We start from the raw sequence: 26,779 nt of genomic DNA, 5'->3' as shown, positions 1-26,779 counted from the left end.
GCCACAGGGCTCGCCTCCCCTACCTGAGTCCTGGCGTCTGGGGTAGACTTGACCCCATCGCAGACAGTGGCGGCCCATCCCGATGTGACCGCCCACCTCTTCACGCCCTGCCTGTCCCTGGTGACGGGTAGCGGCCAATGCCAAGGTAGTGACGGACCCGATGGATTCACAGGATACTTCTCAACAGTACGCTCCCGATCAGATCGAACAGGCTGCCCAGCAGTACTGGGAGAAAAATCAGTGTTTCAAGGCGGTGGAAGACGCCAACCGCGAGAAGTTCTACTGCCTGTCGATGTTCCCCTACCCCAGTGGCAAGCTGCACATGGGTCACGTGCGCAACTACACCATCGGTGACGTGATCTCGCGCTTCCAGCGCATGCAGGGCAAGAACGTCATGCAGCCGATGGGCTGGGACGCCTTCGGCCTGCCGGCGGAAAACGCCGCGATGAAGAACAACGTCGCGCCGGGCAAGTGGACCCACGAGAACATCGCCTACATGCGCGATCAGCTCAAGGCGCTGGGCTTCGCCTACGACTGGAGCCGTGAGTTCGCCACCTGCGACCTGGAATACTATCGCTGGGAGCAGTGGTTCTTCGCCAAGCTGGTCGAGAAGGGTGTCGTCTACAAGAAGAGTTCCATCGTCAACTGGGACCCGGCTGACCAGACCGTGCTCGCCAATGAGCAGGTCATCGACGGCCGTGGCTGGCGTTCCGGCGCACTGATCGAGCGCAAGGAAATCCCGCAGTGGTTCCTGCGCATCACCGATTACGCCGAAGAGTTGCTGGCCGACCTCGACAAGGTCGAGTGGCCGGAGCAGGTCAAGACCATGCAGCGCAACTGGATCGGCAAGTCGCGCGGTGTCGAGCTGAGCTTCGGCCTCGATGCCAAGGCAAGCCAGGTGCAGGAATCCCTGACCGTCTTCACCACCCGTCCGGACACCCTGATGGGCGTGACCTACGTCGGTGTCGCCGCTGCTCACCCGCTGGCCAAGGCCGCGGCGGAGCACAATGCGGAGCTTGCCGAGTTCAACGCCGAATGCGCGCGTGGCGGTACCAGCGAAGCCGACATGGCGACCATGGAAAAGCGCGGCATGGATACCGGCTTCAAGGCCATCCACCCGCTGACCGGCCGTGAAGTGCCGGTCTACGTCGCCAACTTCGTGCTGATGGAATACGGCACCGGTGCCGTGATGGCCGTGCCGGCCCACGACGAGCGTGACCATGAATTCGCCACCAAGTACGACCTGCCGATCGAAGCCGTGATCGCCGATGCCGACGGCAATGCGCCCGACGTCAGCGACGCCGCCTTCACCGAGCACGGCGTGCTGATCAACTCCGGTGACTTCAATGGCCTCGACTTCGAGAGTGCCTTCGATGCCATCGCCGCGCGCCTGGTCGAGCAGGGCCGTGGCGAGGTCAAGACCAACTTCCGCCTGCGCGACTGGGGCGTCTCGCGTCAGCGCTACTGGGGTGCGCCGATTCCGGTCAAGAATGGCCCGAACGGTGAATCCATCCCGCTGACCGACGACGAGCTGCCGGTCGCTCTGCCGCTGGAAGTCGAATTCGACGCCTCCGGTGGCTCGCCGATCAAGAAGATGCCGTCCTTCAGTGACCTGGGCGATGGCTGGCAGCGCGAGACCGATACCTTCGACACCTTCATGGAGTCCTCCTGGTACTACGCGCGCTTCTGCTGTGCGGACAACGCCGATGCCATGCTGGACGAACGCGCCAACTACTGGCTGCCGGTCGATTACTACATCGGCGGCATCGAGCACGCCATCCTGCACCTGCTCTACTCGCGCTTCTTCCACAAGCTGATGCGTGACTTCGGCCTGGTCGACAGCGACGAACCGTTCAAGCAGCTGCTGACCCAGGGCATGGTGGTCGCGGATACCTATTACCGCATCAATGAGAAAGGCGGCCGCGACTGGTTCAACCCGCTGGACGTGGACGTCGAGACCGACGACAAGGGCCGCGCCGTCAAGGCCGTGTTGAAGTCCGATGGTCTGCCGGTGGAAATCGGTGGCACCGAGAAGATGTCCAAGTCAAAGAACAACGGCGTGGACCCGCAGTCGATGATCGACCGTTTCGGTGCCGACACCGTGCGCCTGTTCATGATGTTCGCCGCGCCGCCCGAGCAGTCGCTGGAATGGTCCGATTCCGGTGTCGAGGGCGCGCATCGCTTCGTCAAGCGCGTCTGGCGTCTGGTTCACGAGCACGTCGCTGCCGGCACCCCGGCCGCGCTGGACGTGACGGCCCTGAACGATGATCAGAAGGCACTGCGTCGCAAGACACACGAGACCATCGCCAAGTGCAGCGACGACATCGGCCGCCGCACCACCTTCAACACCGCCATCGCGGCCGTGATGGAGCTGGTCAACGCCATCAGCCGCTTCGAGGACACCTCCGAGCAGGGCCTGGCCGTCAGCCGTGAAGCCGTCGAGGCCTGCGTGCTGCTGCTGTCGCCGATCATCCCGCATGCCAGCCACTCGCTGTGGGCGACACTGGGTCACGACGAAGCCGTGATCGACGCCAGTTGGCCGGTCGCTGATGCCGACGCGATGAAGAAGGACAGCATCGAGCTGGTCGTACAGGTCAACGGCAAGCTGCGTGCGCGTCTGTCCTTCGCCGCCGATGCCGATCGCGATGCCATCGAAGCCGCGGCGCTGGCAGATGCCAATGTCACCAAGCACACCGATGGCAAGACAGTGCGCAAGGTGATCGTGGTACCGGGCAAGCTGGTCAATATCGTCGCCAACTGATAGTGACCCGACCAGGCAGTGCAAGATACCGGCGGCCCGAGTCGCCGGTTCCGTCAGAGACCGACAGGCAAGTAGAGGATGTCGGTCTCTGACGGCCATATTCCGTGCGCTGCGTGATGCTGACAGGCACCACGCAGCGCTCTCGCAAGATAATCATGACACTCGTTCATGACAGGAGGTCACGGTGACGCAAGCGAAGTCTTCCAGTGTTTCAGCAGACACATCAGAGCGTGCATCCCGCGGCCTCGGCCGCCGTCGTGTGCTGGCCGCCCTCGGCGTCGGCCTGGCGCTGACACTGAGCGGCTGCGGCTTCCAGCTGCGCGGCGTGGATGATGCGCCGATGGCCATCACCGAGCTGGACGTCCAGGCACCGATCACCAAGACCCATGACGCCCTGCGCGACGCCCTCGAGCGTGCCGACATCCAGTTGAGCGACAGCGCCCCGCTGACCCTCAACCTGGGCAAGGTCCGTGAGAACGTGCAGCAGATCACCTACGGCGATGCCGGCAGCATCAAGCGTGAACTGACTTACCGCCTGACCTACTCGCTGCAGCGCAAGTCCGATGGGGCCTATCTGGCCAACCAGCAGGAACTGCAGGCCAGCAGCCTCTACTACACCAACGATGACGACCTGCTCAACACCGATGACCTGCGTGAGCGTGCGGCCAGGGAAGTCAATCGTGACCTGAGCCGTCAGTTGCTGGAGCGCCTGCGCGCGATCAAGCCCTGAGCTCCACGCTCCCGCACTGAGTCGCCCCGTTCGTGAGTCATGAGTCATGATCCATGAGTTCTGAAAGGCCAGACGATTGACGCCAAGGCGATTGACGACAGGCAAGCCAAGAGAAGTGGAAGACAACTGGCAGCAGTTGGTAGAGATTGGAAATCGCAACGTTCGCCAGGCACGGCTCCACGATATCGGGCAACCGATCATCATGGGGCCGTGCCTGTTCAGGGCCACCATCACGCCGAGGCTATCCCCTGCTCGTGAATGACCGCCCAAGCCTTGGGCGCACTTGCCCACCAGACCCGCGCAGTATCGAAGGACATTCATGAAGGTCTATCCCGACAAGCTCGACGAGCAGCTCAACAAGCGCCTGTCTCCCGTCTATATCGTGGCCGGTGATGAGCCGCTGATTCACCAGGAAAGCTGCGACGCCATCCGGCGTGCGGCACGCGCTGCCGGTGTCGAGGAGCGCGAGGTACTACATGTCGAGAACGGCTTTCAGTGGGGGCGCCTGACCGAGTCTGCCGCCAGCATGTCTCTGTTCGCCTCGCGCAAGCTGATCGAGCTGCGCATGGGCACCCAGAGTGCCGGCCAGGAAGGCAGCAAGGTCCTCAAGGCCTACGCCGAGCGCATCGAGAAGGATGGCGACATCCTGCTGATCACCGCGGCGCGTCTCGATCGCAAGGTGCAGCAGACGGCGTGGTTCAAGGCATTGGAGAAGGTCGGCGTCTTCATCGCGGTGTGGCCGGTGGACCATTCCCGCCTCGGCTTCTGGATTCGCGACCGCGCCCGTCGTCACGGCCTCGAGCTGAATCAGGACGCCGCCCGCCTGCTGGCCGAGCGCATCGAGGGCAACCTGCTGGCCGCAGATCAAGAGCTGCAGAAGCTGGCGCTGCTGCATCCGCCGGGCGCACGCCTGGATGGCAATGCCATCGTCCAGGGCGTCGAGGACAATGCGCGCTATGATGTCTTCACGCTGGCCGATGCGTGTCTGAAGGGGGAAGTCGAGCGCAGTGGTCGCATCGTGCTCGGGCTCAGGGGAGAAGGCGTCGAGCCGCCGGTGATCCTGTGGGCGCTGACCCGCGAGCTGCGCACTCTGCTTTCGCTGCGCCAGCACCTCGATCAAGGCCAGAGCTTCGAGCATGCCTGCAAGGCGCAGAAGCCGATGATCTTCGACAAGCGTCGCCCCTTCTATCAACAGGCGCTCAACCGCCTGCCCCACAAGCGCCTGCACAAGCTGCTGCTGTTCTCGCAGCGACTCGACATGGCGATCAAGGGGGGGATGACGCTGCCCATCTGGGACGGGATGGTCGATCTCGCCCTGACGCTCGCCGGCGGACGCGGCCCACTGGCCGAACTGCCTCACGCCTACAAGGTGGTATGATTCAGACACCCGGGAGAACGCATGCAGACTTCCTCCAGCACGCTTGGCGAAGCCGTCGACATCGAGACCCTGAGTCTGTGGCTTGCCGAAGGCAATACCTTGACAGTGGAAGTGCAGACGCTGGATCAAGGGCTTCATATGGTGCGCCTGCACCACGCTGCTGGCATCAGTCGTCTGGCCGATGACAACGGCCAGTCCCTGCGTTTCACCGGCACCCAATGGGTAAGCCGCCTGCTGTTGCCGCTGGGGCTGACCCACGGCGTGCAGACCTGGGCGGAAGTACAGGATGAGATGATCGGCCTGCCCACGACGCCGATCGACAATGCCAGCCTGCTGGCCCATGGCACGCGCGTGGCCTTCCAGACCCGCTAGAGCTGCGCGCCACGCCTCTCCTCGCTTGTCTTTCTCTTCGGCTCCCCTCTTGTCTTTCTCCGGCTCCCCTCGCCAATCATCAAGACGCCCCCACCAGCAGGCTGATGGGGGCGTCTTGCCATTCGGCTTTGTCTGCCTTATGCGGCTTTTCGGCTTGTAAGCGTGGCAACTTCGCTTAATGCGCCGCATCCGCCTTGGACTTCACGAACGCCTTGTAGCCGTACAGCTTGCGCGGGTTGTCGCGGAAGATCTTCTCGCGCATCTCGCGCTCCGGCAACCAGCGCTGCATCAGCTCGGCCAGGGTGTCTTCTTCCGGCATCTCGACACCGATATAGGGATGCGGCCAGTCACTGCCCCACACGACGCGCTCCGGATTGGCCGCCACCAGCGCCCGCACCAGCGCCGTGACATCGGAATAAGGCAAGCGACCGCGAGTGGTCAGTCGGTAAGGCGCCGACAGCTTGACCCAGGTGCGCCCCTGCTTGAGCAGTCGACACAGCGCGGCAAAGCCGGGGCACTCCGGGCCACGCGTGGCCGCCAGATGGCCCATGTGGTCGATCACCACCGGCACCGGCAAGCTGCCGAGGCGCGCTTCCATGTCACGGAAGGTCGAGACATCGATCAGACATTCCAGGTGCCACTTGAAGCGTGCCAGGCGATCCGCCAACAGCATCACATCACGCCAGCGCAACCCGCCGGCGAAGATCAGGTTGAGGCGAACGCCACACACTCCCAGCTCGGAGAGTCGCTCAAGCTCGGCATCACTGATGTCGGGCGTGACAACCGCCACGCCACGGTAGTCCAGCCCACGCTCGCGACAGCTCTGCAGGCTGTCGCACAGCAGGCGATTGTCATAGCCATAGACACTGGGCTGTATCAGCACGCCGTGGCTGGCGCCCAATGCATGATGCATCTCGAGTGCTTCACTGAGCCCCACAGGCGCCGGGTCATAGGTTCTGTCCGCCGCCAATGGGTAACGCACCGGGTCACCAAACAGGTGGAGGTGACAATCAATACTGCCCGCCGGCAACCGGAAGGTCAGGGGGTGTGGCAAGGGTCTGGGCGGCGTGGCGCGCGGCAGATCCTGCTCGACATGATTCCAGTCCATCGATGCGACTCCCTCGCGTAACCTCAATCATCAAGCCCGGGGCGACGTCACGCTCAATCGCCCACTGCCACGATACTGCGCCGCCCCTCTCGTTTCCAGACAAAAGCCTGCCGACAAAAAAAGCGGCATGTCCGAAGACATGCCGCTTGGAGTATCAGGCAAGAACCTGATCGCTGACTGAAGGCGCTGACGCTCAGTCGAGTCGCTCGAACACGGTCGCGACGCCCTGGCCCATACCGATGCACATGGTTGCCAGCCCCAGTCGAGTATTCTGCTGCTTCATGACGTTGAGCAGCGTGGTGCAGATACGCGAACCGGAACAGCCCAGCGGGTGACCCAGTGCGATGGCGCCACCGTTGAGGTTGACCGCCGTGTCGACGCGCTCCAGGAGGCCGAGGTCCTTGAGCACCGGAATCGACTGCGCCGCGAAGGCCTCATTCAATTCGACGGTCTGGATGTCCTCGATGGTCAGGCCTGCGGCCTTGAGCGCCTGCTTGGAGGCCGGCACCGGCCCGTAGCCCATGATGGAGGCGTCACAGCCTGCCACGCCAGTGGACAGCACTCGAGCGATAGGCTTGAGGCCCAGCGCTTCGGCTCGCTCGGCGCTCATCACCGCCATGCCCGAGGCGCCCACCGACAGCGCGGAAGAGGTGCCCGCTGTCACGGTACCGCCCTTGGGATCGAACACCGGCTTGAGATTGCCCATGGACTCCATGCTGGCATCGCCACGGATGACCTCATCGCGGGTCACCAGGACACGCCGACCCTCGGCATCATGGCCCTCGACGCCGATGATCTCATCATCGAAGCGGCCTTCATCGGCGGCGGCCTGGGCACGCTGATGAGAGCGCACGCCGAACTCATCCTGCTGCTCACGACTCACGCCATGCATCTTGCCGAGCAGTTCCGCGGTCAGGCCCATCATCATTGCCGCCTTGGCCGCATGCTTGCTGGCCGCCGGATTGACGTCGACCCCATGCGCCATCGGCACGTGCTCCATGTGCTCGACACCGCCGATGATATAGAAGTCGCCCATGCCGGCCTTGATGTTGGCGGTGGCGATATGCAGGGCACTCATCGAGGAACCGCACAGGCGGTTGACCGTCTGCGCCGGCACGGTACGCGGAATGCCGGTCATGATGGCGGCATTGCGCGCGATGTTCATTGACTGCTCCAGGGTCTGGTTGACGCAGCCCCAGATGATGTCGTCGACCTCGGCCGGCACCAGGCCGGGATTGCGATCGAACAGCGCCTGCATTACCGCGGCGGACAGGTTCTCGGCACGCACGTGTCGGAAGGCGCCGTTCTTGGCCTTGGCCATGGCGGTACGCACGCCATCGACGATTACCACATCTCTCGGATTCAGATTCATTGTCTGGCTCCCTCATGGCCCTCGCTGTCGCGAGGGCCGAAAATTCTGGTCGGATAGTGCTGGCGGCCACTCGGGCGCTCAGCCATCAAGGCTCAGGAGTAGAAGGCGTCGCCACGCTTGGCGCGCTCGCGCAGCGCCTCGGTCGGGCGATACAGCGGCCCCAGCTCATCGGCCAGGCTGTCGGCCAGCGCGACGAACTCGGCCACCCCCATGGCATCGACGTAGCGCAGCGCACCACCACGGAATGGCGGGAAACCGATGCCGTAGATCAGGGCCATGTCGGCCTCGGCCGGGCTGCCGACGATGTCGTCTTCCAGGCAGCGGATGGTTTCCATGCACAGCGGCACCATCATGCGCGCGATGATGTCGTCATCGGAGAACTCGCGCGTCTCGCTGACGACCTGTGCCACCAGCGCCTGAGCCTCATCATCCGCCAGCTTCTTCGGCTTGCCCTTGCGGTCTTCCTCGTAGCGGTAGAAGCCCAGAGCGTTCTTCTGGCCGAGGCGCTTGTTGTCATACATCACCTGGATGGCGGTCTTGCCGTCACGCGCCATGCGGTCCGGGAAGCCTTCCGCCATCACCGCATTGGCGTGCACCGCGGTATCCATGCCGACCACATCCAACAGGTAGGCCGGGCCCATCGGCCAGCCGAACTTTTCCATCACCTTGTCGACGCGCTGATAGTCGGCGCCTTTCTCGACCAGCAGGCTGAAGCCACCGAAGTAGGGGAACAGCACGCGGTTGACCAGAAAGCCGGGGCAGTCGTTGACGACGATCGGCGTCTTGCCCATCTGACGGGCATAGGCGACGGTCGCGGCGATGGCCGCATCGCTGGACTTCTCGCCACGGATGACCTCGACCAGCGGCATGCGGTGCACCGGGTTGAAGAAGTGCATGCCGCAGAAGTTCTCGGGACGCTTGAGCGATTCGGCCAGTCGCGTGATGGAGATGGTCGAGGTGTTGGAGGTCAGAATGGCGTCTTCGGCGACGTTGTCCTCGAGCTCGGCCAGCACCGAGGCCTTGACCTTGGGATTCTCGACCACCGCCTCGACGACCAGGTCCACATTGCCGAAGTCACCGTAGGACAGCGTCGGGCGAATGTTGGACAGGCCCTGCGCCATCTTCTCGGTGGTCAGCTTGCCGCGCTCGACGCCCTTGCCGAACAGCTTGCGTGCTTCCTTCAGACCCAGTTCGATGGCCTCGCCATTGATGTCCTTCATCAGGATCGGCGTGCCCTTGCTGGCGCTCTGGTAGGCGATGCCGCCCCCCATGATACCGGCACCCAGCACGGCGGCCTGCTTGATCTCGCTGGCCTGCTTCTCGTAACCCTTGGCTTTCTTCTTGACCACCTGATCGTTCATGAACAGGCCGACCAGATTGAAGGCCACATCGGTCAGCGCCATCCTGGCGAAGGTCTTGGCCTCGATGGCCTGGGCGCGCTCACGCGATTCCCCCGCGCCCTTCTGGATGACCTTGATGGCTTCCACGGGTGCCGGATAGTGCGGACCGGCCTTGCCGGCCACGAAGCCCTTGGCGGTCTCGAAGGCCATCATCTGCTCGATGGCATTGAGCTTGAGCGGCGAGGTCTTCTCGAGACGACGCGCCTGATAGTCCAGCTCGCCGGCATTGGCACGCGCCAGAATATCGAGTGCCGCCGCGTCCAGCTCGGCCACCGGCAGGACGGCATCGACGGCGCCCACTGCCAGCGCCTTGTCGGCACGGTTCTCGGTGCCACCACAGATCCACTCGATGGCGTTGTCAGCCCCGATCAGACGCGGCAGACGCACACAGCCCGCCCAGCCCGGGATGATGCCGAGCTTGGTCTCCGGCAGGCCGATCCTGGCGCTGTCGGCCATGACCCGGAAATCGGTGGTCAGGGTAATCTCGCAGCCCCCGCCCAGCGCCAGCCCATTGATGGCAGTGACGGTGGGGAACGGCAGGTCTTCGATGGCGTTGAAGATGCCATGGATATTCATGTTCATGTCGATGAGGAAGGCTTCATCCTTCTCGAACATCTGGTGGAACTCGGTGATGTCGGCACCGACCACGAACGCTTCCTTGGCGGAGCGGATGACCAGCCCCTTGAGATCGGCCGTCGCCTTGATGGCCTCGACTGCCTCTCCCAACTCCTTGAGTACGTAGCTGGCCAGCTTGTTGACCGATTCGCCTTCAAGGTCGAGGGTCAACAGGGCGATGGCGTCCTGATTGGCCTCGACGGTTAGCGTTTTGCCTGAATAGATCATCCACGGATCTCCACAAGAGAAAGAGGTGAAGGGGCTGCCGGGCGCTCGATGGTCACTGCCATTTGGGCGTTGGCCATGAGGGCGTTGGCAACCGGCCTCGCCGGACTCGCCGCTGGCTGAGGCACCACGTGAGAGTCATCTCTCATCACAGCGCTTCATACAAGCGTTTGAATACAGCCAGCTTGGGCCAGTGACGGGCAAAGATCAAGCCTGCTGACATTAGCGAAAGGTCGGGGGTCACAGCGCGTCTGTATACTGGACTGAGCTGACTGGCGCACGCTATCGACAGCCGATGTAGGCAAAGATCGACGCTACACCGCACAAGGCAGCCGCGTTACCCTGAACACTTTCCCAACCCGCAGGCTGACCGCGACACCTCCTCGCGCGCCAGCAGGCTTTCAAAGGCCTCATCGATATCATGCTTTCATGAGCAGCACTCTCACCGCCCTGTATCTACGCCTGACCGGCCTTGTCGAACGCACCAAGCGCTGGCACTGGCTATGGCCGCCCATCGGCTTCGCCGCCGGCATCTGCAGTTTCTTTCTCGTCAACCGTCAGCAATGGCTGGGCGGCCTGCTGGCTCTGGGCATGATGCTGGCCTGGTTGATCCTGATTGCCGAAGGCCTGTGGAGCCGCCTGCGTCGCCATCGCGGTCAGAATGCCCTGCCCCGCAAGCTGGCGACCTTCGTGGCCCAGCTGATCCAGCAGGAGACACTGTGTTTCACGCTGCCGTTCTTCCTGGCGACCACCGACTGGGCCAGCGGCCAGGCAGGCTTCACGCTGCTGCTGTGCGGCGCGACCCTGCTGTCGATTCTCGACCCCTTCTACTACCGGCTGGCCGAGCGTCATCGCTGGCTGTACTTCGGCTTCCACGCCCTGTGCGTGTTCGTCGTGGTGTTGGTCACCCTGCCCCTGCTGCTGGAACTGACCACGGGCGAGAGCCTGCTGGCCGCCTGTGCCGCCATGAGTCTGTTCGCGCTGCCCAGCGTCGCCAACCTGCGCATCGCGCGCGGTCTGGTCGGCGGTCTGGCGATGATCGGCATCAGCGTGATGCTCGGGGTGGGTGCCTGGGGGGCACGTGCCTGGATTCCGCCTGCCACGCTGTGGATCAATGCCAGCAGCCTGTCGCCGGACTTCGATGCCGCGGCGCGCGCACCGCGCGGCGAGATGCAGCTGACACCTGCGCAACTCTCCGCCCGAGGCCTCTACGCCTACACGGCCATTCGCGCGCCGCGCGGTCTGTCGGAGAAGGTCTATCACGTCTGGCGTCATGATGGCGAAGTCGTCGATCGCATCGCCCTGAACATCAACGGCGGACGCAGCGAAGGCTACCGCGCCTGGACCCACAAGACGGCCTTCCCGCAGGGCAGCGAGGGCGAGTGGCGCATCGATGTCGAGACGATGAACGGACAGCGCATCGGCAGTCTGCGCTTCTTGGTCAGCGATGATCCGCAGCAGGCGACCCTGGCGGACAGCACCATCAGCCAGCCCCCCGGCATCCCCGGCTGGCGTATCACCAACCTGATTCCGGGTTTGTGACAGTCGCCACCACGAGTCACTCCGCAAGCGGGAACGCTGAGTTACTCGACCATGGACGTAAAATTCGTTCGCAGGCTTGTAATTATCCAGACTGCCTAGCATGCTGATGTGAAGGGCGGCGCAGACAAGGAATCAGTCTCATTCACTTTTGAGTGATGCTGGACGCGCGCCAATGACAAAAGCCCCTTCACCTTTGCACTCAGCGGACGACCTATCCATGCATGAAGATATCGGACTCAAGCTTTCCCGCCTGCCGCGCCTGTGGCGCGCCATTCTGGACCAGCGACTGTCCCCACTAGGCCTGACCCAGACTCGTTGGATGACGCTGGTACACCTGTGGCGCATGGGCGATGGTCAGCCCCAATGTGATCTGGCTCGCTCCATCGGTATCGAAGCCCCGTCGCTGGTTCGCACCCTGGACCAACTGACCGAACAGGGCCTGGTCGAGCGCCGTGCCTGTGAGGAAGACCGCCGCACCAAGCGCATCTTCCTGACCCGCAAGGCGCTGCCATTGATCGAGAAGATCGATGCCATCGCCGAGCAGACTCGCATCGAGATGCTCGAGGGCCTGAGCGAGGCGCAGGTCGATCAATTCTGCGAATGCCTGCGTGTCATGGAGCGCAATGGCCTGGAAATCTCCGAGAAGGTGCCGGAAAGCGCCTGACCCGACATGCCGACCGGAAATGGCCGGCCGTGCCAGCAGGACATGAACGCAAGCGGGATATGAAAAAGCCCCCATCGAGTCACTCGATGGGGGCTTTTTTCTACAGGCGGGAAGGCTGCCCGTGTCAGGCGTCCGGCATCTTCGGTTCGGTGCCCACCAGCGGACGACGCTTGTGCGAGATAGGCGCCTTGTCGATCAACAGCGCATGCAAGACCTCGAATTCGCGCCGCCAGTCGTGGCAGCTCTCCACATCCAGACTCTCGCCCCACCACAGCGTCAGACCGGAGAGTGACGACTCCAGCATCAAGGCGTCCTCCGGCAGCGTGCGCGTAAAGCGCAGCAGCGCCGCAGCGACGTCCGGGTCATCCGCCAGGCGACTCTCTTCGCGCCAGCGATAGCCCGGCACCGCCTCACGCAGAGCGTCACTGGCCCATTCATCCTGCACGAGGATGAAGGGCGTGACATCGCGTTCGGTCGGCCAGGGACGGCGATAGCCGACGATGCCCTTGGGCGCGTCAGAAAGAGGCGGCGCCTTGAGGTCCACCCGCATGCCATCGGCGATCACCGCCTTGCGGACCAGTGAGGTGCGCGTCTCGCGTTTGCTGGGGCGTAGCCAGGTCAGTGGCGACAGCATCGCCAGCACGACAAAAATGATGATCAGCGCAGTCGTCATCGTCTATCCAACGGTTGTCTATTCAAGGGTTTCATCAAGCAGGACATGGCGTAAAGGCGCAAGATAGGCTATGCAGCCCCGAGGGGTTGCGTATCACGCACTGTCATTACGTTGATGTAAGTCATTGTGTTCAAGGGGGCGGCAAGCCTAGCATGGAAGCAGGTGCACGACGCCACTCGAATGGCCAACCTCTGCGGGAGGACCTCAGGATGAGCAACGAATACAAGCATGTACTGGTCGCTGTCGACCTGACCAAGGATTCCCATCTGGTGCTGGAGCGGGCACTGCCGATCGCCAAGCGCAACGGCGCCAAGATTTCCATCATCCATACGCTGGAACCGCTGGGCTTTGCCTATGGCGGTGATATCCCGATGGACCTGACCAGCATCCAGGACCAGCTGGATTCCCACGCCCGTGAACGACTCAGCGAGATCGCCACGCCTCATGATATCGCCGCCGAAGACCAGTACGTGGTGGTCGGCATGCCGGATAGCGAGATTCATCGCTTCGCGGCCGAACACGACGTGGACCTGATCGTGGTCGGCTCGCATGGTCGCCATGGCTTTGCGCTGCTGCTGGGCTCCACCTCCACGGGTGTCCTGCACGGCGCCCAGTGCGACGTGCTGGCGGTGCGCGTCGGCGCGGATGACAGCGAGGAATGATGGCGACCGGCTAGACGACACCTCCTGCCAGACGACACCTCACGTCGACGACATGTGAGGGACGACAAGAGGGCTGCCCATGGGCAGCCCTCTTGTGTATTCAGCTGACGGACTTTCTGCACGGCACGGCCATCAAGCATCGTCACTCATGGCCGTAATTCATGACCGTAGTCCATGACCGTACGTGTGCATGACCGTCACTTGCGGCTTCAGCCTTCCTGCATGGCCTCAAGCTCCATCCAGCGTTCCATCGTCTCTTCCAGCACCTGCTGCTTGTGGCTGAGCTTCTCCAGCGTGTTCTTCACCACCTTGGCATCCCCGGTGTAGAACTCCGGCGCCGCGATCTCGGCTTCCAGTGTCGCGACCTCCGCCTCCAGCTTCTCGATGGTCGCCGGAATCAGGTCCAGCTCGCGCTGGAGCTTGTAAGGCAGCTTGACCTTCTTGTTGGCCTGCTGCGCCTGGGCGGCCTCACGCTTGCGACGCTCGTCTTCTGCCTGGGCATCACGACGGTGCTTTTCCTCGCGCTCACGCTCGACTTCCCACGGTGCCGGCGGCAGATGCCCGCCCTGACGTATCCAGTCGCTGTAGCCCCCGATATACGGCTTGACGACCCCGTCGCCCTCGAAGGCGAGGATGTTGGTGACCACGTTGTCCATGAAGGCACGGTCGTGGGAAACCAGCAGCACGGTGCCGTCGAAGTCGAGCAACAGCTCCTCGAGCAGTTCCAACGTCTCGACATCCAGGTCGTTGGTCGGCTCATCGAGCACCAGCACGTTGGCAGGCATGGTGAAAAGACGTGCCAGCAGCAGACGGTTGGACTCGCCCCCTGACAGGGAGCGTACCGGCTGACGCGCGCGGTCCGGCGTGAACAGGAAGTTCTGCAGGTAACTCATCACGTGCATGTCACGTCCGCCGACCGTGACACGGTCGCTGCCGCGCGCCACGTTGTCATAGACGGTGGCTTCCATGTCGAGGCCCTTGCGCAGCTGATCGAAGTAGGCGATCTGCAGCTTGGTGCCTTCGATACGCTTGCCTTCGCTGGCTTCCAGCTGACCGAGCAGGATGTGCAGCAGCGTGGTCTTGCCCGCACCGTTGCGTCCCAGCAGACCAACCTTGTCGCCACGCTGGATCTCGATACTCAGGTCACGGATGACCCACTGCTCCTGCGCCTCGTCGTAGCGATAGCTGACGTTTTCCAGCTCCACGACCCGCTTGCCGCTGCGCTCGGCGGAGTCGACGGCGATACGCGCACGGCCCTGCACTTCACGCCGCTGGCCACGCTCGGCACGCATCTTCTCCAGCGCACGTACACGGCCTTCATTGCGGGTACGACGCGCCTTGACCCCCTGGCGGATCCAGGTCTCTTCCTGGGCCAGTTTCTTGTCGAACTCGGAATTCTCCTTGGCCTCGACGTCCATCTCGTGCTGCTTCTGGGCCTGGTAGGCCGCGTAGTCGCCCGGATAACGACCGAGACGACCACGGTCCAGCTCCAGAATCTGGGTCGCGAGGCGTTTCAGGAAAGCCCTGTCGTGGGTGATGAACAGTACAGCGCCAGAGAAGGCCGCGACCTGCTCTTCCAGCCACGCAATGGTATCGAGATCCAGATGGTTGGTCGGCTCATCGAGCAGCAGCAGGTCCGGGTCGGACACCAGCGCACGCGCCAGCGCGACACGACGACGCCAGCCGCCGGACAGGTCTTCCATCATGGTGTCTTCCGGCAGACCCAGACGGGTCAGCACGGTATCGATACGCTGCTGGAACTGCCAGCCATCGACGCTTTCCAGCGCGACCTGCACGTGCTCGAGACGCTTGAGATCCGGCTCGGGATCGCTGATCAGATGATGGTACTCCGCCAGCAGCGCGCCCGCCTTCGGCAGGCCTTCAGCGACGATATCGAAGATGGTGCGTCCTTCGGCGGCCGGCAGGTCCTGCGAGAGCACGCCGATCTTGAGGCCCGGCGCCTTCCACAGCTCACCGGCATCTGCCTGGAATTCGCCGGTGATAAGCTTGAGCAGGGTCGACTTGCCGGTGCCGTTGCGGCCGACGAGCGCCAGACGCTCGCCGCGCTCGACGACAAGGTCCGCCCCGTTGAGCAGGACGTGATGGCCGTAGGCCAGCTGAAGATTTTCCAGTCGTAACAATGCCATGTGCAGCAGCAACTCGTGACGGGTCCACGGCCGGGAAGGCCACGGAGGAAGTGGGAGTCAGGCGGACAGGCCGCCGCCAGCGACGCGCGCCGGAGAATGCTGCCATTCTACCCGAGGCACAGCGTGCAGGCGATGGAAGACGCCGCGAGGGCTGAAAGACGCCGGCGCCTTGGGTAGAATGGCCGACCGCTTGAAATCACGTCACGTGCCCTGCGCTGCCAAGGCCCGCCTGTCATGCAGCGCTATCGAGTGCCAGACCGACAGGCTGTTGTCAGGCCTTGCGCTGTCACGTGTCTCCTCCCTCCCCGCGATCCCAAGGGTGTCCGATGTCCGCGCTTCCCCCGCATGCCGATCCTGCCTCCCTGCCCTACTATGATAGCGAGCGGCTGTCCGACGAGACGCTTGCCGCCTTGTGTGACGACCTTGAGCTCGGCGAGGCCGAAATCGCGGCCGCGCTGACGCTACTGGCACCGGAGCTGCGTTTCGCCAGCCCCTTTGCGCTGGTCGACATCGGCGTCAACCTGACGCATGAGAGCTACGCGCGCGACATCGAGGGTACCTTGCTGCGAGCACGCGCGGCGGGCGTCAGCCGGCAGATCCTGACCGGCACCAGCCTGGATGGCTCGCGTGAGGCCCAGGCGCTGGCGGCACGCTATCGTGGCCTTTCTGCCACCGCCGGCGTGCATCCACATGATGCCAGCCAGTGGAACGACGGCGTCGAACGCGGCATCCGGGAGCTACTGGCGCAGCCGGAGGTCGTCGCAGTGGGGGAATGTGGCCTCGACTTCAATCGCAACTTCTCGACGCCCGCCGAACAGGCCCGAGCGTTTGAAGCGCAGCTGACACTGGCCGCCGAGACAGGCCTGCCGCTGTTTCTGCATGAACGCGACGCCGGTCGCCAGATGCTCGAGATGCTCAAGCACTGGCGCGACGATATCAGTCACGCCGTCGTGCACTGCTTCACCGGCGAGCGCGAGACGCTCTACGGCTACCTGGATCTCGACCTGCACATCGGTCTGACCGGCTGGCTGTGTGATGAGCGCCGAGGCGAACACCTGCGCAGCCTGTGCCGCGAGATTCCCCTCGAGCGCCTGATGCTGGAAACCGATTGTCCCTATCTGGTACCGCGCAATCTGCCCGCCAAGCTCAAGGGACGGCGTCATGAACCCTCGCTGCTGGTGTGGATCATGGTGGAGGTCGCGGCGCTGCGCGGTATCGACATGGAAGAACTCGCACAGGCCACCACCGCCACTGCCATCCGCTTCTTCCGCCTGTAATCGGCATACACGACTTTCCCTGCACGCTTCCCTGCTCTGGACATCACCATGCACGAATATGAACCCGAAACAGGGGACTTCCCCGCCTTCATCGCCGTCGAGACCGGCGAGGACTCCAGTCTGCCGCTGGCCATCGCTTGGGCGCTGCCCGATGGCCAGATGAAGCATGTGCTGATCCAACCGGATGACGAATGGCTGGATGGCGAGATGCTGGAGCTGGGCGACTACAGCCTGGATGACCTGCGCAGCTTCGGCGTCAGCCCCCTTGATGTGCTCAAGGAGCTGGAGCAGGACTACTACCAGACCACGCTCTATACCACCGGCGTCATGGATGACGAGCAGGCACTGGCCCGCCTGTTCGACGCCTACAACATGGACCCGTTCGTCGAGTTCGCGCCTGCGGAAGGGCTCTATCCCGAGCTTGCCCCGGGCGACTGGGCGCGCGAGCGCAACAACATGCTGTTCGAACAGGGCCTGCAGCCCTTCCGCCCAGACAACGAGGTGCTGGTGATGCTGGCCATCCATACCCGCCTGCGCGGTGATGGCGTGCGTGGCGAGCAAGACATCCAGGGCACTGGCCCGGATTACGAGATCGACTGGGAAGAAGACGTCTGATCAGTCGTTCTCGCCCCTGACACGCAAACGCCCCGACAACCGCAAGGTTGTCGGGGCGTTCCTGTTCAAGCCTTGGCCTCTACGGCGCGGCTCAGCCGTTGGAGCGGCCACCACCGTTGCCACCGCTGGAGCGGTTGCGACCACCGCGTGAGCGGCGGCGCGGACGCTCATCATTGCTCGGCGCACGGTTGCCGTTCACCTCCGGCTGCGGCGCGATGCGATTGCCATCGACTTCACGCTGCACCGGCGCACGGTTGCCGCGGTTGTCATCATCGACACGCGCGGTCTGCTGAGACTGGCCGCCAGTGCGTTGGCCTTCAGAGCGCTGGCCGCCAGTGCGCTGGCCGCCCGATCGCTGGCCGCCCGATCGCTGGCCGCCAGTGCGCTGGCCGCCCGAGCGCGGGCCGCCATTGCCACGACCTTCAGCGGCAGGCTTGCCACCTGTGCGCTGACCGCCAGAGCGCTGGCCGCCAGAACGCTGGCCGCCACGCGGCTGACGCGGTTCACGTTCCGGCTCGACATCGACTTCCGGCACGAAACCTTCCACCTCGACACGCTTGAGCTTGCCCTTGAGCAGACGCTCAATCCCGCCCAGTTCCTTGCGCTCATCGCTGGAAACCAGCGAGATGGCACGCCCGCTGGCACCAGCACGGCCGGTACGCCCGATACGGTGCACGTAGTCTTCCGGCACGTTGGGCAGTTCGTAGTTCACGACCTGCGGCAGCTGCTCGATATCCAGGCCACGCGCTGCAATATCCGTCGCGACCAGCACTCGCACTTCGCCGTTCTTGAAGCCGGCCAGCGCCTTGGTACGCGCATTCTGACTCTTGTTGCCATGAATCGCTGCAGCACTGATACCAGACTTCTCGAGCTTGGTCGCCAGTCGGTTGGCACCGTGCTTGGTACGGGTGAAGACCAGCACCTGGTGCCAGTTTTCCTTGATGATCAGGTGCTTGAGCAGCGAAGGCTTGTGGCTCTTCTCTACGGTGTGGATATGCTGCTCGACCTTCTCGGCCGTGGTATTGCGCGGGCTGGCTTCCACCGCCGCCGGGTCATTCAGCAGCTTGTTGGCCATGCCGCGAATCTCATCGGAGAAGGTCGCGGAGAACAGCAGCGTCTGACGCTTGGTCGGCAGCAGCTTGAGCAGACGGCGGATGTCGTGGATGAAGCCCATGTCCAGCATGCGGTCCGCTTCATCCAGCACCAGCGTCTCGAGATCGGAAAAGTCGATGGCCTTCTGGGAGTGCAGGTCCAGCAGGCGGCCCGGCGTGGCGGTCAGGATCTCGACGCCAGAGGACAGGCGGCTGATCTGCGGGTTGATCTTCACGCCACCGAATACCACGGCATTGCGCAGCTTCAGGTGACGTGAATAGGCGGTGACGTTCTCGTCGATCTGCGCGGCCAGCTCACGCGTAGGCGTGACGATCAGGGCCTTGATCTTGCGGGCACCCGCGGGAGCGCTCTGCGCGAGGCGCTCGACCAGCGGCAGGGCGAAACCGGCGGTCTTGCCGGTACCGGTGCGCGCGGCAGCCATCACATCGCGGCCTTCCAGCACGGCAGGAATCGCACCTGCCTGGACGGGAGACGGCGTGGAATAGCCCATCTCGGCGATCGCTTTCAGGACAGGAGCGGACAGCCCCAGGGAGGCAAACGCCGGGACGGAATTGGCAGTAGTCTCAGTCATCAATATCTCTTCGGCTGACCGGCCACGTGCTGGTCGATCATTAAGGAATGGCGCCTGGCCGGGCACGTGCCGGGAGAGGGAGCGAGGCGTATCAGGCGCAGAGAAAAAGGAGTCGGTCAGAGGGACCTCATCCGGCTGCTGCCAGTCGCTCGCGTCAGGCGATGGCCCAGTCTACCATCTTCCGCCGTCGCCTGCAGAAGCGCGCATCCGATGGGCTCAATGCCAGTGCAGCGGATAGCGGCGATGACGCGCCAGATTGTTGATCAACACCGCCAGCACCAGCATCGCCAAGCAGCCCAGCCCCACCGGCAACAGGGCGTACCAGTAGCCCAGCTCATGCAGCGGCTGACCGCCGATCACCGCGATCAGGGCGGTGGCGCCGCCCGGCGGGTGCAGGGTGTGCGTCAGCTGCATGACCAGCAGTGACACCGAGACCGCCATGGCCGCTGCCAGCCAGCCATCGCCCAGCCAGTGATAGCAGGCGACCCCGACCAGTGCCGACAGCATGTTGCCGCCCAGCACATTGCGCGGCTGGGCCAGCGGGCTGTGCGGCGCGCCGTAGAGCAGCACCGAGGTCGCGCCGAAGGACCCCACCAGCAACAGCGAGCTGACTGCCAGATAGTGCGAGGACAACCAGCCGATCAGCGCCATGCCCAGAAAGGCTCCGAGCCATGACCACAGGGCATCGGCAACATGCGGCCTGCCCCGCTTCAGGGGGCCACCACGCATCTTGGCTACGTAAGGCTTGAACATCGTGCGAACCATCTCCGGCATTGTCCTGTCAGTGTCGAGCGCTGCACCCTAGGCGATCTCCACATGAGGAACAACTCCCGTTTGGCAATAAGCTGATACCAATGCTGTCGTCGTCATGACTCGCTGCGCGAGGCCACGATGGTGCGCGAGATCACGATCACCGGCAGGATACCGACCACCACGATCACCAGCGCCGGCAGCGCCGCCTGCTCGAGCATTTCATCCGAGGCGTACTGATAGACGTGGGTGGCGAGCGTGTCGAAGTTGAAGGGTCGCAGCAGCAAGGTGGCCGGCAGCTCCTTCATCGCATCAACGAAGACCACCAGCGCCGCGGTCAGCAGACCGGGGCGGATCAAGGGCAGGTGCACCCGGCGTAGTGTCGAGAGGGTGTTCTCGCCCAGCGAGCGCGCCGCCATGTCCATCGAAGGCGTGACCTTGTCGAGACTCGATTCGATGGAGCCCGCGGCGATGGCGAGGAAACGCACCACATAGGCGATGATGATCGCGCCCATCGTCCCCGTCAGCAGCAGACCGCTGGAGAACCCGAAGTTGGCGCGCAGGAAGCTGTCCAGCGCATTGTCGAACCCGGACAGCGGCACCAGCACGCCCAGCCCCAGCACGGCGCCCGGCATGGCATAACCGAGACTCGAGAGCTTGAGCGCCTGCTGTACGCTGGCGGTGCGATCCAGCCGCTTGGCGTAGGCCAGCAGCACCCCGATGATCAGCGTCAACACGGCAGCACTGACCGACAGCATCAGACTATTGAGCGCGTAACCGGCAAAGTCCGGCGTCCACGACTCCTCAAAATAGCGAATGGCATGCCGCGTCAACAGGCCCACCGGCAACAGGAAACCGAACAGCAACGGCAGCAGGCAGGCCAGTGTCGCCAGTCCGGCGCGCCAGCCATGCAATGTCGGGCGACGATAGCTACGATAGCGATCGCCCTTGCCGAACTGACGCTGCCGACGCCGGGCATGTCGCTCCAGCCAGATCAGCGTGACCACGAAGATCATCAGACACAGCGCGATCTGGGCCGCGCCGCGCAGGCTGCCCATGTTGAGCCACACATTGAAGATGCCGGCAGTCAGCGAACGCACCGCGAAGTAATCGACGGTGCCGAAGTCATTGAGCGCCTCCATCATCGCCAGCGCCAGACCGACGGCGATCGCCGGGCGTGCACTGGGCAGTGCCACGCGCCAGAAGCTCTGCCAGCCATTGCAGCCCAGGGTGCGGCTGGCATCGCGCAGTGACGGTGATTGATCGAGAAACGCCGAGCGCGCCAGCATGAAGACATACGGAAACAGCACCAGCGACAGCATCAGGATGGCACCGCCCAGACTGCGTATCTCGGGGAAGTAGTAATCCTGAGGCGAGCCCCAGCCGAACAGCGCACGCAGCGCGCCCTGGAAGGGCCCGGCATACTCGAAGACATCGGTGTAGATGTAGGCGATGACATTGGCAGGAATCGCGAACGGCAGCAGCAACGACCACTCGAAGGTGCGCCGCAGCGGGAACTGATACATGGTGGTCAGCCACGCCGAGACCACGCCCATGCTGCCGCTGAGGACCGCCACGCCGGCCACCAGCGCCAGACTCGTCATGACATAGTCAGGCAACACGGTGGAGACGAGGTGCGGCCAGACGCCGTCACCGGCCTGGTCACTGCCATCATCGCCGAACAACGCCAGCCAGATGACGGCCAGCACCGGCATCACCACCAGCGCGGCGACCCCCCAGGCCGTCGCGAACCACCCCATGTGCGTGCCCAGACGCCGCTGACGGCGTCTTATCGCCGCATCTTCGTCGAATGACGTGCCGTGAGTCGCGTGCTCCAGGGCGAGCTCCGTCGCGCTGGTTGCCGTGCAGGCTTCCTCTTCAAGGCTCGCACCTCGCTTTGCCAACAGCCGCTTGCCTTGCGTCATCTGTTCTTCCTCACTGACCTGCCAACTGCAATTGCGTCTATTTTACATTGTTCACTCAAACGAAGAGGGGCTGTCGCATCGCGACAGCCCCTCTTCGTTCATGACATCCCACCCGATGGCTCATGCCAGCGGTGAGTGCCGTTACTGGTTGAAGCCGACTTCATTGACCATCTGAGCAGCACGCTTGCGGTATTTGGCGACCTCGGTCAGCGAGAGGTCATCCTGCTTGAACTCGCCCCAGGACGTCAGCAGCTCCGAGCTTTCGGCAGCCGGGTTGGCCGGATACTCGAAATTGACCTCGGCATACATGTGCTGGGCGGTCTTCTCGGTCAAGAAGCGCATCAGCTTGAGCGCATTCTCTTCGTGCGGCGCGTACTTGGTCATCGCCATGCCGGAGATGTTCATGTGCGTACCGACACCGTTCTGGTCCGGAAATTCGATGCGTGCCTTCTCGGCCCACGGACGCTGCTCGTCATTGTCGAGCATCTTGCCGTAGTAGTAGCTGTTGCCGATGGCCACGTCACAGACGTTGTCACGAATCGCCTTGATCTGATCGCGGTCCCCGCCCTGCGGCTTGCGCGCCAGGTTGTCCTTGAAGCCTTCCAGCCATTCGCGGGTCGCTTCCTCGCCGTTGTGGGCGATACGCGAGGCGATCAATGCCACGTTGTAGGGGTGATCACCGGCTCGTGAACAGACACGGCCCTTGAGGCTCGGATCCGCCAGGTCGTCATAGCTTGCGACCTGACCGGCCTCGAGGCGATCGACACTGGTGTAGAGCACGCGTGCACGGGTGGTGATACCGAACCACTGGTTGTCAGGGCCGTGATACTGCTCGGGCAGGTTGGCTTCGATGACGTCGTCATTGACGCTCTTGACCAGCTCTTCGTCGACCAATTCCTGCAGGCGACCGATATCCACCGTCAGCAGGACGTCAGCCGGCGTGTTGCGACCTTCACGCTTGAGACGCTCGGCCAGACCTTGCTTGGCGAATACCACGTTGACCTTGACGCCGGTCTCCTCGGTGAACTCCTTGAGAAACGGCTCGATCAGATAGGCCTGACGATAGGAGTAGACGTTCACCTCTTCCTGGGCTTGCGCCGGCATGGTCGTGACAGCCGTCACGCCGACCAGCGCACTCAACAACAGCTTGCGAGCGGAGGATGCAGAAATCATGGATACAGCAGTCATCGAATACCCCTGTTCAAGGTGTCCTGTCCTGACGAGGACTGCCATGGGCAGACCTGCAGGCCAGTAGAAGCGGAACCATTGTGTCAATGCGAATCATTCTAATCACAAAGCGCTGACGCCTGCAACGTGAGTGCAACGCTGATTTGCAGATAATGCAATCCCGCTTCAGGAGGCGGGTTCCGGGAGGCAAGCCCAGCCAGCGACGACACTGCTGCCTGCCATGCACAGGAAGGCTTCACTCCAGCCGGCCGTCCTCGCCCACTGCAGGCAACAGGGGCATGGCATGGGCGATGGCCTGCTCAAGCGGCATCCCCTGCTGCCAGACACCGGCGAGTGCATGGCGGAAGGCAGCGGCACGTGCGGGCAGGCCGCGCTGCTCGACATCGGCGGCACGCTGCATCACACGTTGCGTGAAGGCGTCTCGATCCACCTCCAGCTCAAGATTGTCGACGCTGACATGAAACGGCTTGCCCACCGCCCGGTGGAAAAGCAGCTCCAGCGCCTGGGGGGCAACCTCGACACTTTCGAAGGCGCGCTGCTGCTCGGCGTCGCGGCCATCCGGTGCATACCAGTAGCCGTAATCTTCCTCGAGCCGCCGTCTGACGCCTGCGATGCACCAATGGCTGATCTCATGCAGTGCGCTGGAAAAGAAGCCACGTGCCAGATAGACACGGTGATAGCCAAGTTCTGATTCCGGGACTCGCCTGCCTTCTCCCTGCATGCCGGCCGGAAGATAGAGCGGCTCCTCGGGATCACAGCGCAGCAAGGTATTGAAGGTGCCACCGAACAGGCCGTCGAACAACGCCATCAAGGTGGCGAGGTCATGCGCACGACGAGGGCTCCCGCAGGCGGAATCAGAGGAATGGACAGCAGTTAGGGACTCATGGGACGACACGGCAATTCTCGGCAAGCGCTGGCAGTGTGGGAGCATTCGATGGCGGCAGGAAAACCTGCTCTGCCGGATGGCTCATTGTACGTGGCAAGCCTATAGCGCGTCATTTCAGCTGACAGTGTCACTCATAGCCGTGATAATTCATCAGCTTGCGTTCATGAAACCTGCTTATCTGCTAGGATGGCGCGCCAAGCAAGAATGATTCTCGATTACTAGCAGGAGCCTGCCGTGCCCCCCGCCGACCCATCCCCCTCCTCCATGCCTCAGACGGCCCCCGGTTCTCCGCCTCCGCCACTGATTCCCCGCGTCAGAGCGGAAACCTCACGCCTGGTCACTCTGGCGCTGCCGATATGTGGCGCGCAGCTGGCTCAGGCAGGCATGAGTGCCGTGGACGTACTGATGACGGGACGTTCCTCAGCCACGGACCTGGCAGCCGTGTCGGTGGGCTCCAGCCTGTGGGTGCCCCTGCTGCTGCTGATGGCGGGCACCCTGATGGGCCTGACACCGGTAGTCGCGCAATTGATGGGGGGCAATCGCAGCGGTGAGGTACGTGGCAACGTGCATCAATCGCTGTGGATCTCGCTGGTACTCGGCAGCCTGTCCGGGCTTGCGCTGTGGTATCTGGCCGCGCCGATCTTCACGCTGATGGAAGTGCCTGAGGCCGTGGCAGAGCAGGCGACTCTCTACCTGATGGCCATTGCCTGGGGCATGCCGGGCGCAGCCTTCTATCAGGTTCTGCGCGCCTACTCGGACGGTATGAACCATACCCGCCCGGCACTGATCATCAGTCTGATCGGCCTGATATCGAACGTCCCGCTCAATTACGTGCTGATCTACGGTTCTGCGGGCGTGGATGACCTGCTGGGAATCACCCTGCCGGGACTGCTGGGCGACATTCCGGCCATGGGCTCCGCCGGCTGCGGTATCGCCACCGGCCTTGCGATGTGGATCATGTGCCTGAGCATGTTCGCCTACACGCGTTACAGCAGCGCGTATCACGCCGTGGCGTTGTGGTGCCAGCCCAGTGCCCCCCATTTCAAGCAGATGGGCGAACTGCTCAAGGTTGGCCTGCCGATCGGTATCGCGATCTTCTTCGAGGTCACGCTGTTCACGGTCATCGCCCTGTTCGTGGCCAGCTTCGGCGAGATCAAGGTTGCGGCCCACCAGGTCGCGCTCAACTTCACCTCGCTGCTGTTCATGCTGCCGCTGTCGATGGCGATGGCCCTGACCGTGCGCGTCGGCCACACCATCGGCCGTGGTGACATGCGTGAAGCACGTTTTGTGGCCTGGAATGGCGTGGCCTTCTCGTTGGTAGTGGCGCTGGTGAATGACATCGTGATCTGGGTACTGGCCGAGCCGGCCGTGGCGCTCTACACCAGCAACCTCAAGGTCCAGGCCCTGGCCATGTCGCTGATCACCCTGGCGATGCTCTATCAGGTCTCGGACTCTCTGCAGGTCGCCATGGCAGGCGCACTGCGCGGTTTCAAGGACACGCGCATCATCATGCTAATCACCATGTTCGCCTACTGGGTGGTCGGGCTGGGAGGCGGACACCTGCTGGGTGTCGGCAGTGAGGCCTTCCCGATCTCGCCCTGGCCCATCGAACAGATGGGCGTCTATGGCTACTGGATCGGCATGGTGGCAGGCCTGACCGTGGCAGCGCTGCTGCTGGGCTGGCGCCTGTGGATCATCGCGCGCCGTGGCGTACGTGACGAGGTATTGGCGAGCCAGTGACGCCTGGCAAATAACGTGCGCATCTCAGCCAGGAGACTGGTCTGACAGCCACCTGAAACGCCTTGATGAGAAAGCCCCGCGACACCCGACAAGGTGACGCGGGGCTTTTGCGTTTAAACACGACAAAGCCGATAGACGGTCATTTCGTCCAAGGAGGGGTTACCGTCAAGGCGCTGGCTGTGCTAATGGTTATTCAAGGCAGTGCTCTCTCGCTGACGACACACATGGCAGAAGCGAGAGAACGCACCAGCACACGCCGAGGACGATCGACAAGCTGCTGAGGAGGGTTCGTCATGGGCGTACCAGTTTCTTCCCCCCGCTCCGCCAAGGTCATCGACCTGAGTGTCATGCGTGACAGGATGCGTGCACGACGTCGTATTCTCCGGCTGGCGCCGGAACACGACGGGTTGGAAATGCTCTATCAGCTCGACAGCGACCCGGACAGCTATTACAGCATTCCGGTACTGGCCTGGGGGCTACGCGAGGATGGTGAAGTCGTCGGCATGGTGCCGTGGATGGAGGGCCTGATGCCCTGCCACGAGCTGGAAGACCCGCAACAGGGGCATTTCGTCGGCTATCGCGACCCGGAAACCGACGAAGTCTTCATGCTGGCGCCTGACCACAAGGTGTTCGAGCTCGAACATGCCGCGGCCTATTACGACTATGAAGTCTCGGACAGGACGACACTGCTGCAGCAACTGCCGGACACGCTGGGTACCCATGCGCTGTGCATGACCAACGGCGAGTCACAGTGGCAGCTCAAGCAGGTCTTCGGTTGGCGTCTCTACAGCGATGGCAACATCGAGGCCTTGCTGGTCGATGAAACTCGCGTCACCCAGACACCGGTGCTGGCCGGCGACGACTGCCTGTACCCGGGGCGCAGTCGGCATGATGTGGTCTATTTCTTCCAGCGCGCCATCGCCAATCAGATTCGCGAGCAGGACCCGGCGACGCTGGAGGCTCTCGCGCTGATGATGACCGGCGAGAGCGACCAGGTCTGCGTCGAGGTCCATGACCGCGAAGCCTGAGGATCAGCCATGACCCACGACTCAGCGGTGCGGGCAG

The 26,779-nt window shown here is 63.3% G+C and carries 21 protein-coding genes; 11 read left to right on the top strand and 10 right to left on the bottom strand.

The window, feature by feature from the left end; translation table 11 throughout:
* The first annotated feature begins 160 nt into the window (after positions 1-160).
* From leuS to AC5WNI_RS03110, 4 genes are all read left to right on the top strand, one after another.
* Positions 161-2,761 (top strand): leucine--tRNA ligase, encoded by a 2,601-nt coding sequence (gene leuS / locus AC5WNI_RS03125; protein ID WP_495928663.1) that lies wholly within the window; start codon positions 161-163, stop codon positions 2,759-2,761.
* 184 nt (positions 2,762-2,945) lie between these two features.
* On the top strand, positions 2,946-3,491 hold the full coding sequence (locus tag AC5WNI_RS03120) for an LPS-assembly lipoprotein LptE (RefSeq protein ID WP_175090597.1): 546 nt from the start codon (positions 2,946-2,948) through the stop codon (positions 3,489-3,491).
* Positions 3,492-3,810: 319 nt separating this feature from the next.
* Entirely contained in the window at positions 3,811-4,869 is a 1,059-nt protein-coding gene (gene holA / locus AC5WNI_RS03115) for a DNA polymerase III subunit delta (RefSeq protein ID WP_043335288.1), read from the top strand.
* Positions 4,870-4,890: 21 nt separating this feature from the next.
* Entirely contained in the window at positions 4,891-5,241 is a 351-nt protein-coding gene (locus tag AC5WNI_RS03110; RefSeq protein WP_285461927.1) for a hypothetical protein, read from the top strand.
* A gap of 175 nt (positions 5,242-5,416) precedes the next feature.
* Here AC5WNI_RS03110 and AC5WNI_RS03105 read toward each other — a convergent pair whose 3' ends face one another.
* From AC5WNI_RS03105 to fadB, 3 genes are all read right to left on the bottom strand, one after another.
* Positions 5,417-6,349: an amidohydrolase family protein gene (locus tag AC5WNI_RS03105; protein ID WP_175090599.1), complete on the bottom strand. Its 933-nt coding sequence runs from the start codon at positions 6,347-6,349 to the stop codon at positions 5,417-5,419.
* A gap of 193 nt (positions 6,350-6,542) precedes the next feature.
* Entirely contained in the window at positions 6,543-7,721 is a 1,179-nt protein-coding gene (fadA, locus tag AC5WNI_RS03100) for an acetyl-CoA C-acyltransferase FadA (protein ID WP_368448272.1), read from the bottom strand.
* A gap of 92 nt (positions 7,722-7,813) precedes the next feature.
* Positions 7,814-9,964 (bottom strand): fatty acid oxidation complex subunit alpha FadB, encoded by a 2,151-nt coding sequence (gene fadB, locus AC5WNI_RS03095; RefSeq protein ID WP_285461926.1) that lies wholly within the window; start codon positions 9,962-9,964, stop codon positions 7,814-7,816.
* Between the two features lie 426 nt (positions 9,965-10,390).
* Here fadB and AC5WNI_RS03090 point away from each other — a divergent pair, with 426 nt between their 5' ends.
* Together AC5WNI_RS03090 and slyA are read left to right on the top strand one after the other, a co-directional pair.
* A complete protein-coding gene (locus AC5WNI_RS03090; protein WP_175090602.1) occupies positions 10,391-11,503 on the top strand; it encodes a DUF5924 family protein in 1,113 nt (370 codons plus the stop codon).
* 217 nt (positions 11,504-11,720) lie between these two features.
* Entirely contained in the window at positions 11,721-12,167 is a 447-nt protein-coding gene (slyA, locus tag AC5WNI_RS03085) for a transcriptional regulator SlyA (RefSeq protein ID WP_043335305.1), read from the top strand.
* 124 nt (positions 12,168-12,291) lie between these two features.
* On the opposite strand, the gene AC5WNI_RS03080 is transcribed toward slyA, so the two are convergent.
* On the bottom strand, positions 12,292-12,840 hold the full coding sequence (locus AC5WNI_RS03080; RefSeq protein WP_175090603.1) for a preprotein translocase subunit YajC: 549 nt from the start codon (positions 12,838-12,840) through the stop codon (positions 12,292-12,294).
* A 209-nt stretch (positions 12,841-13,049) separates the two neighbouring features.
* Between AC5WNI_RS03080 and AC5WNI_RS03075 the strand changes: the two genes are divergently transcribed.
* Complete coding sequence (locus AC5WNI_RS03075; RefSeq protein ID WP_175090604.1) at positions 13,050-13,502, top strand: universal stress protein; 453 nt, start codon at positions 13,050-13,052, stop codon at positions 13,500-13,502.
* A 209-nt stretch (positions 13,503-13,711) separates the two neighbouring features.
* On the opposite strand, the gene AC5WNI_RS03070 is transcribed toward AC5WNI_RS03075, so the two are convergent.
* Positions 13,712-15,649 (bottom strand): ATP-binding cassette domain-containing protein, encoded by a 1,938-nt coding sequence (locus AC5WNI_RS03070; protein ID WP_175090605.1) that lies wholly within the window; start codon positions 15,647-15,649, stop codon positions 13,712-13,714.
* A 326-nt stretch (positions 15,650-15,975) separates the two neighbouring features.
* Between AC5WNI_RS03070 and AC5WNI_RS03065 the strand changes: the two genes are divergently transcribed.
* Entirely contained in the window at positions 15,976-16,926 is a 951-nt protein-coding gene (locus tag AC5WNI_RS03065; RefSeq protein ID WP_487886196.1) for a TatD family hydrolase, read from the top strand.
* A 48-nt stretch (positions 16,927-16,974) separates the two neighbouring features.
* Positions 16,975-17,541 (top strand): hypothetical protein, encoded by a 567-nt coding sequence (locus tag AC5WNI_RS03060; RefSeq protein ID WP_240916687.1) that lies wholly within the window; start codon positions 16,975-16,977, stop codon positions 17,539-17,541.
* A 91-nt stretch (positions 17,542-17,632) separates the two neighbouring features.
* Here AC5WNI_RS03060 and AC5WNI_RS03055 read toward each other — a convergent pair whose 3' ends face one another.
* The 5 genes from AC5WNI_RS03055 to AC5WNI_RS03035 form a co-directional block, all read right to left on the bottom strand.
* A complete protein-coding gene (locus AC5WNI_RS03055; protein WP_495928657.1) occupies positions 17,633-19,225 on the bottom strand; it encodes a DEAD/DEAH box helicase in 1,593 nt (530 codons plus the stop codon).
* Between the two features lie 216 nt (positions 19,226-19,441).
* Positions 19,442-19,978 (bottom strand): HPP family protein, encoded by a 537-nt coding sequence (locus tag AC5WNI_RS03050; RefSeq protein ID WP_175090608.1) that lies wholly within the window; start codon positions 19,976-19,978, stop codon positions 19,442-19,444.
* A 113-nt stretch (positions 19,979-20,091) separates the two neighbouring features.
* Positions 20,092-21,900 carry an ABC transporter permease gene (locus tag AC5WNI_RS03045; protein ID WP_495928654.1) on the bottom strand — a complete coding sequence of 603 codons (1,809 nt, stop codon included), beginning with the start codon at positions 21,898-21,900 and terminating at the stop codon, positions 20,092-20,094.
* Between the two features lie 141 nt (positions 21,901-22,041).
* Positions 22,042-23,088, bottom strand: coding sequence for a Fe(3+) ABC transporter substrate-binding protein (locus AC5WNI_RS03040; protein WP_254627208.1), 1,047 nt, complete (start codon positions 23,086-23,088; stop codon positions 22,042-22,044).
* Between the two features lie 235 nt (positions 23,089-23,323).
* The gene (locus AC5WNI_RS03035; RefSeq protein WP_487886199.1) at positions 23,324-23,896 is read right to left on the bottom strand and encodes an elongation factor P hydroxylase; all 573 of its coding nucleotides are present in this window, start codon (positions 23,894-23,896) and stop codon (positions 23,324-23,326) included.
* A gap of 342 nt (positions 23,897-24,238) precedes the next feature.
* Here AC5WNI_RS03035 and AC5WNI_RS03030 point away from each other — a divergent pair, with 342 nt between their 5' ends.
* Both AC5WNI_RS03030 and AC5WNI_RS03025 read left to right on the top strand, forming a co-directional pair.
* The gene (locus tag AC5WNI_RS03030; RefSeq protein ID WP_495929158.1) at positions 24,239-25,714 is read left to right on the top strand and encodes an MATE family efflux transporter; all 1,476 of its coding nucleotides are present in this window, start codon (positions 24,239-24,241) and stop codon (positions 25,712-25,714) included.
* A gap of 293 nt (positions 25,715-26,007) precedes the next feature.
* Entirely contained in the window at positions 26,008-26,742 is a 735-nt protein-coding gene (locus tag AC5WNI_RS03025) for a hypothetical protein (protein WP_175090610.1), read from the top strand.
* Positions 26,743-26,779: the final 37 nt, after the last annotated feature.

Source organism: Cobetia sp. PDI-12MA (assembly GCF_059507695.1).
This window is presented reverse-complemented; position numbering and strand designations above follow the sequence as displayed.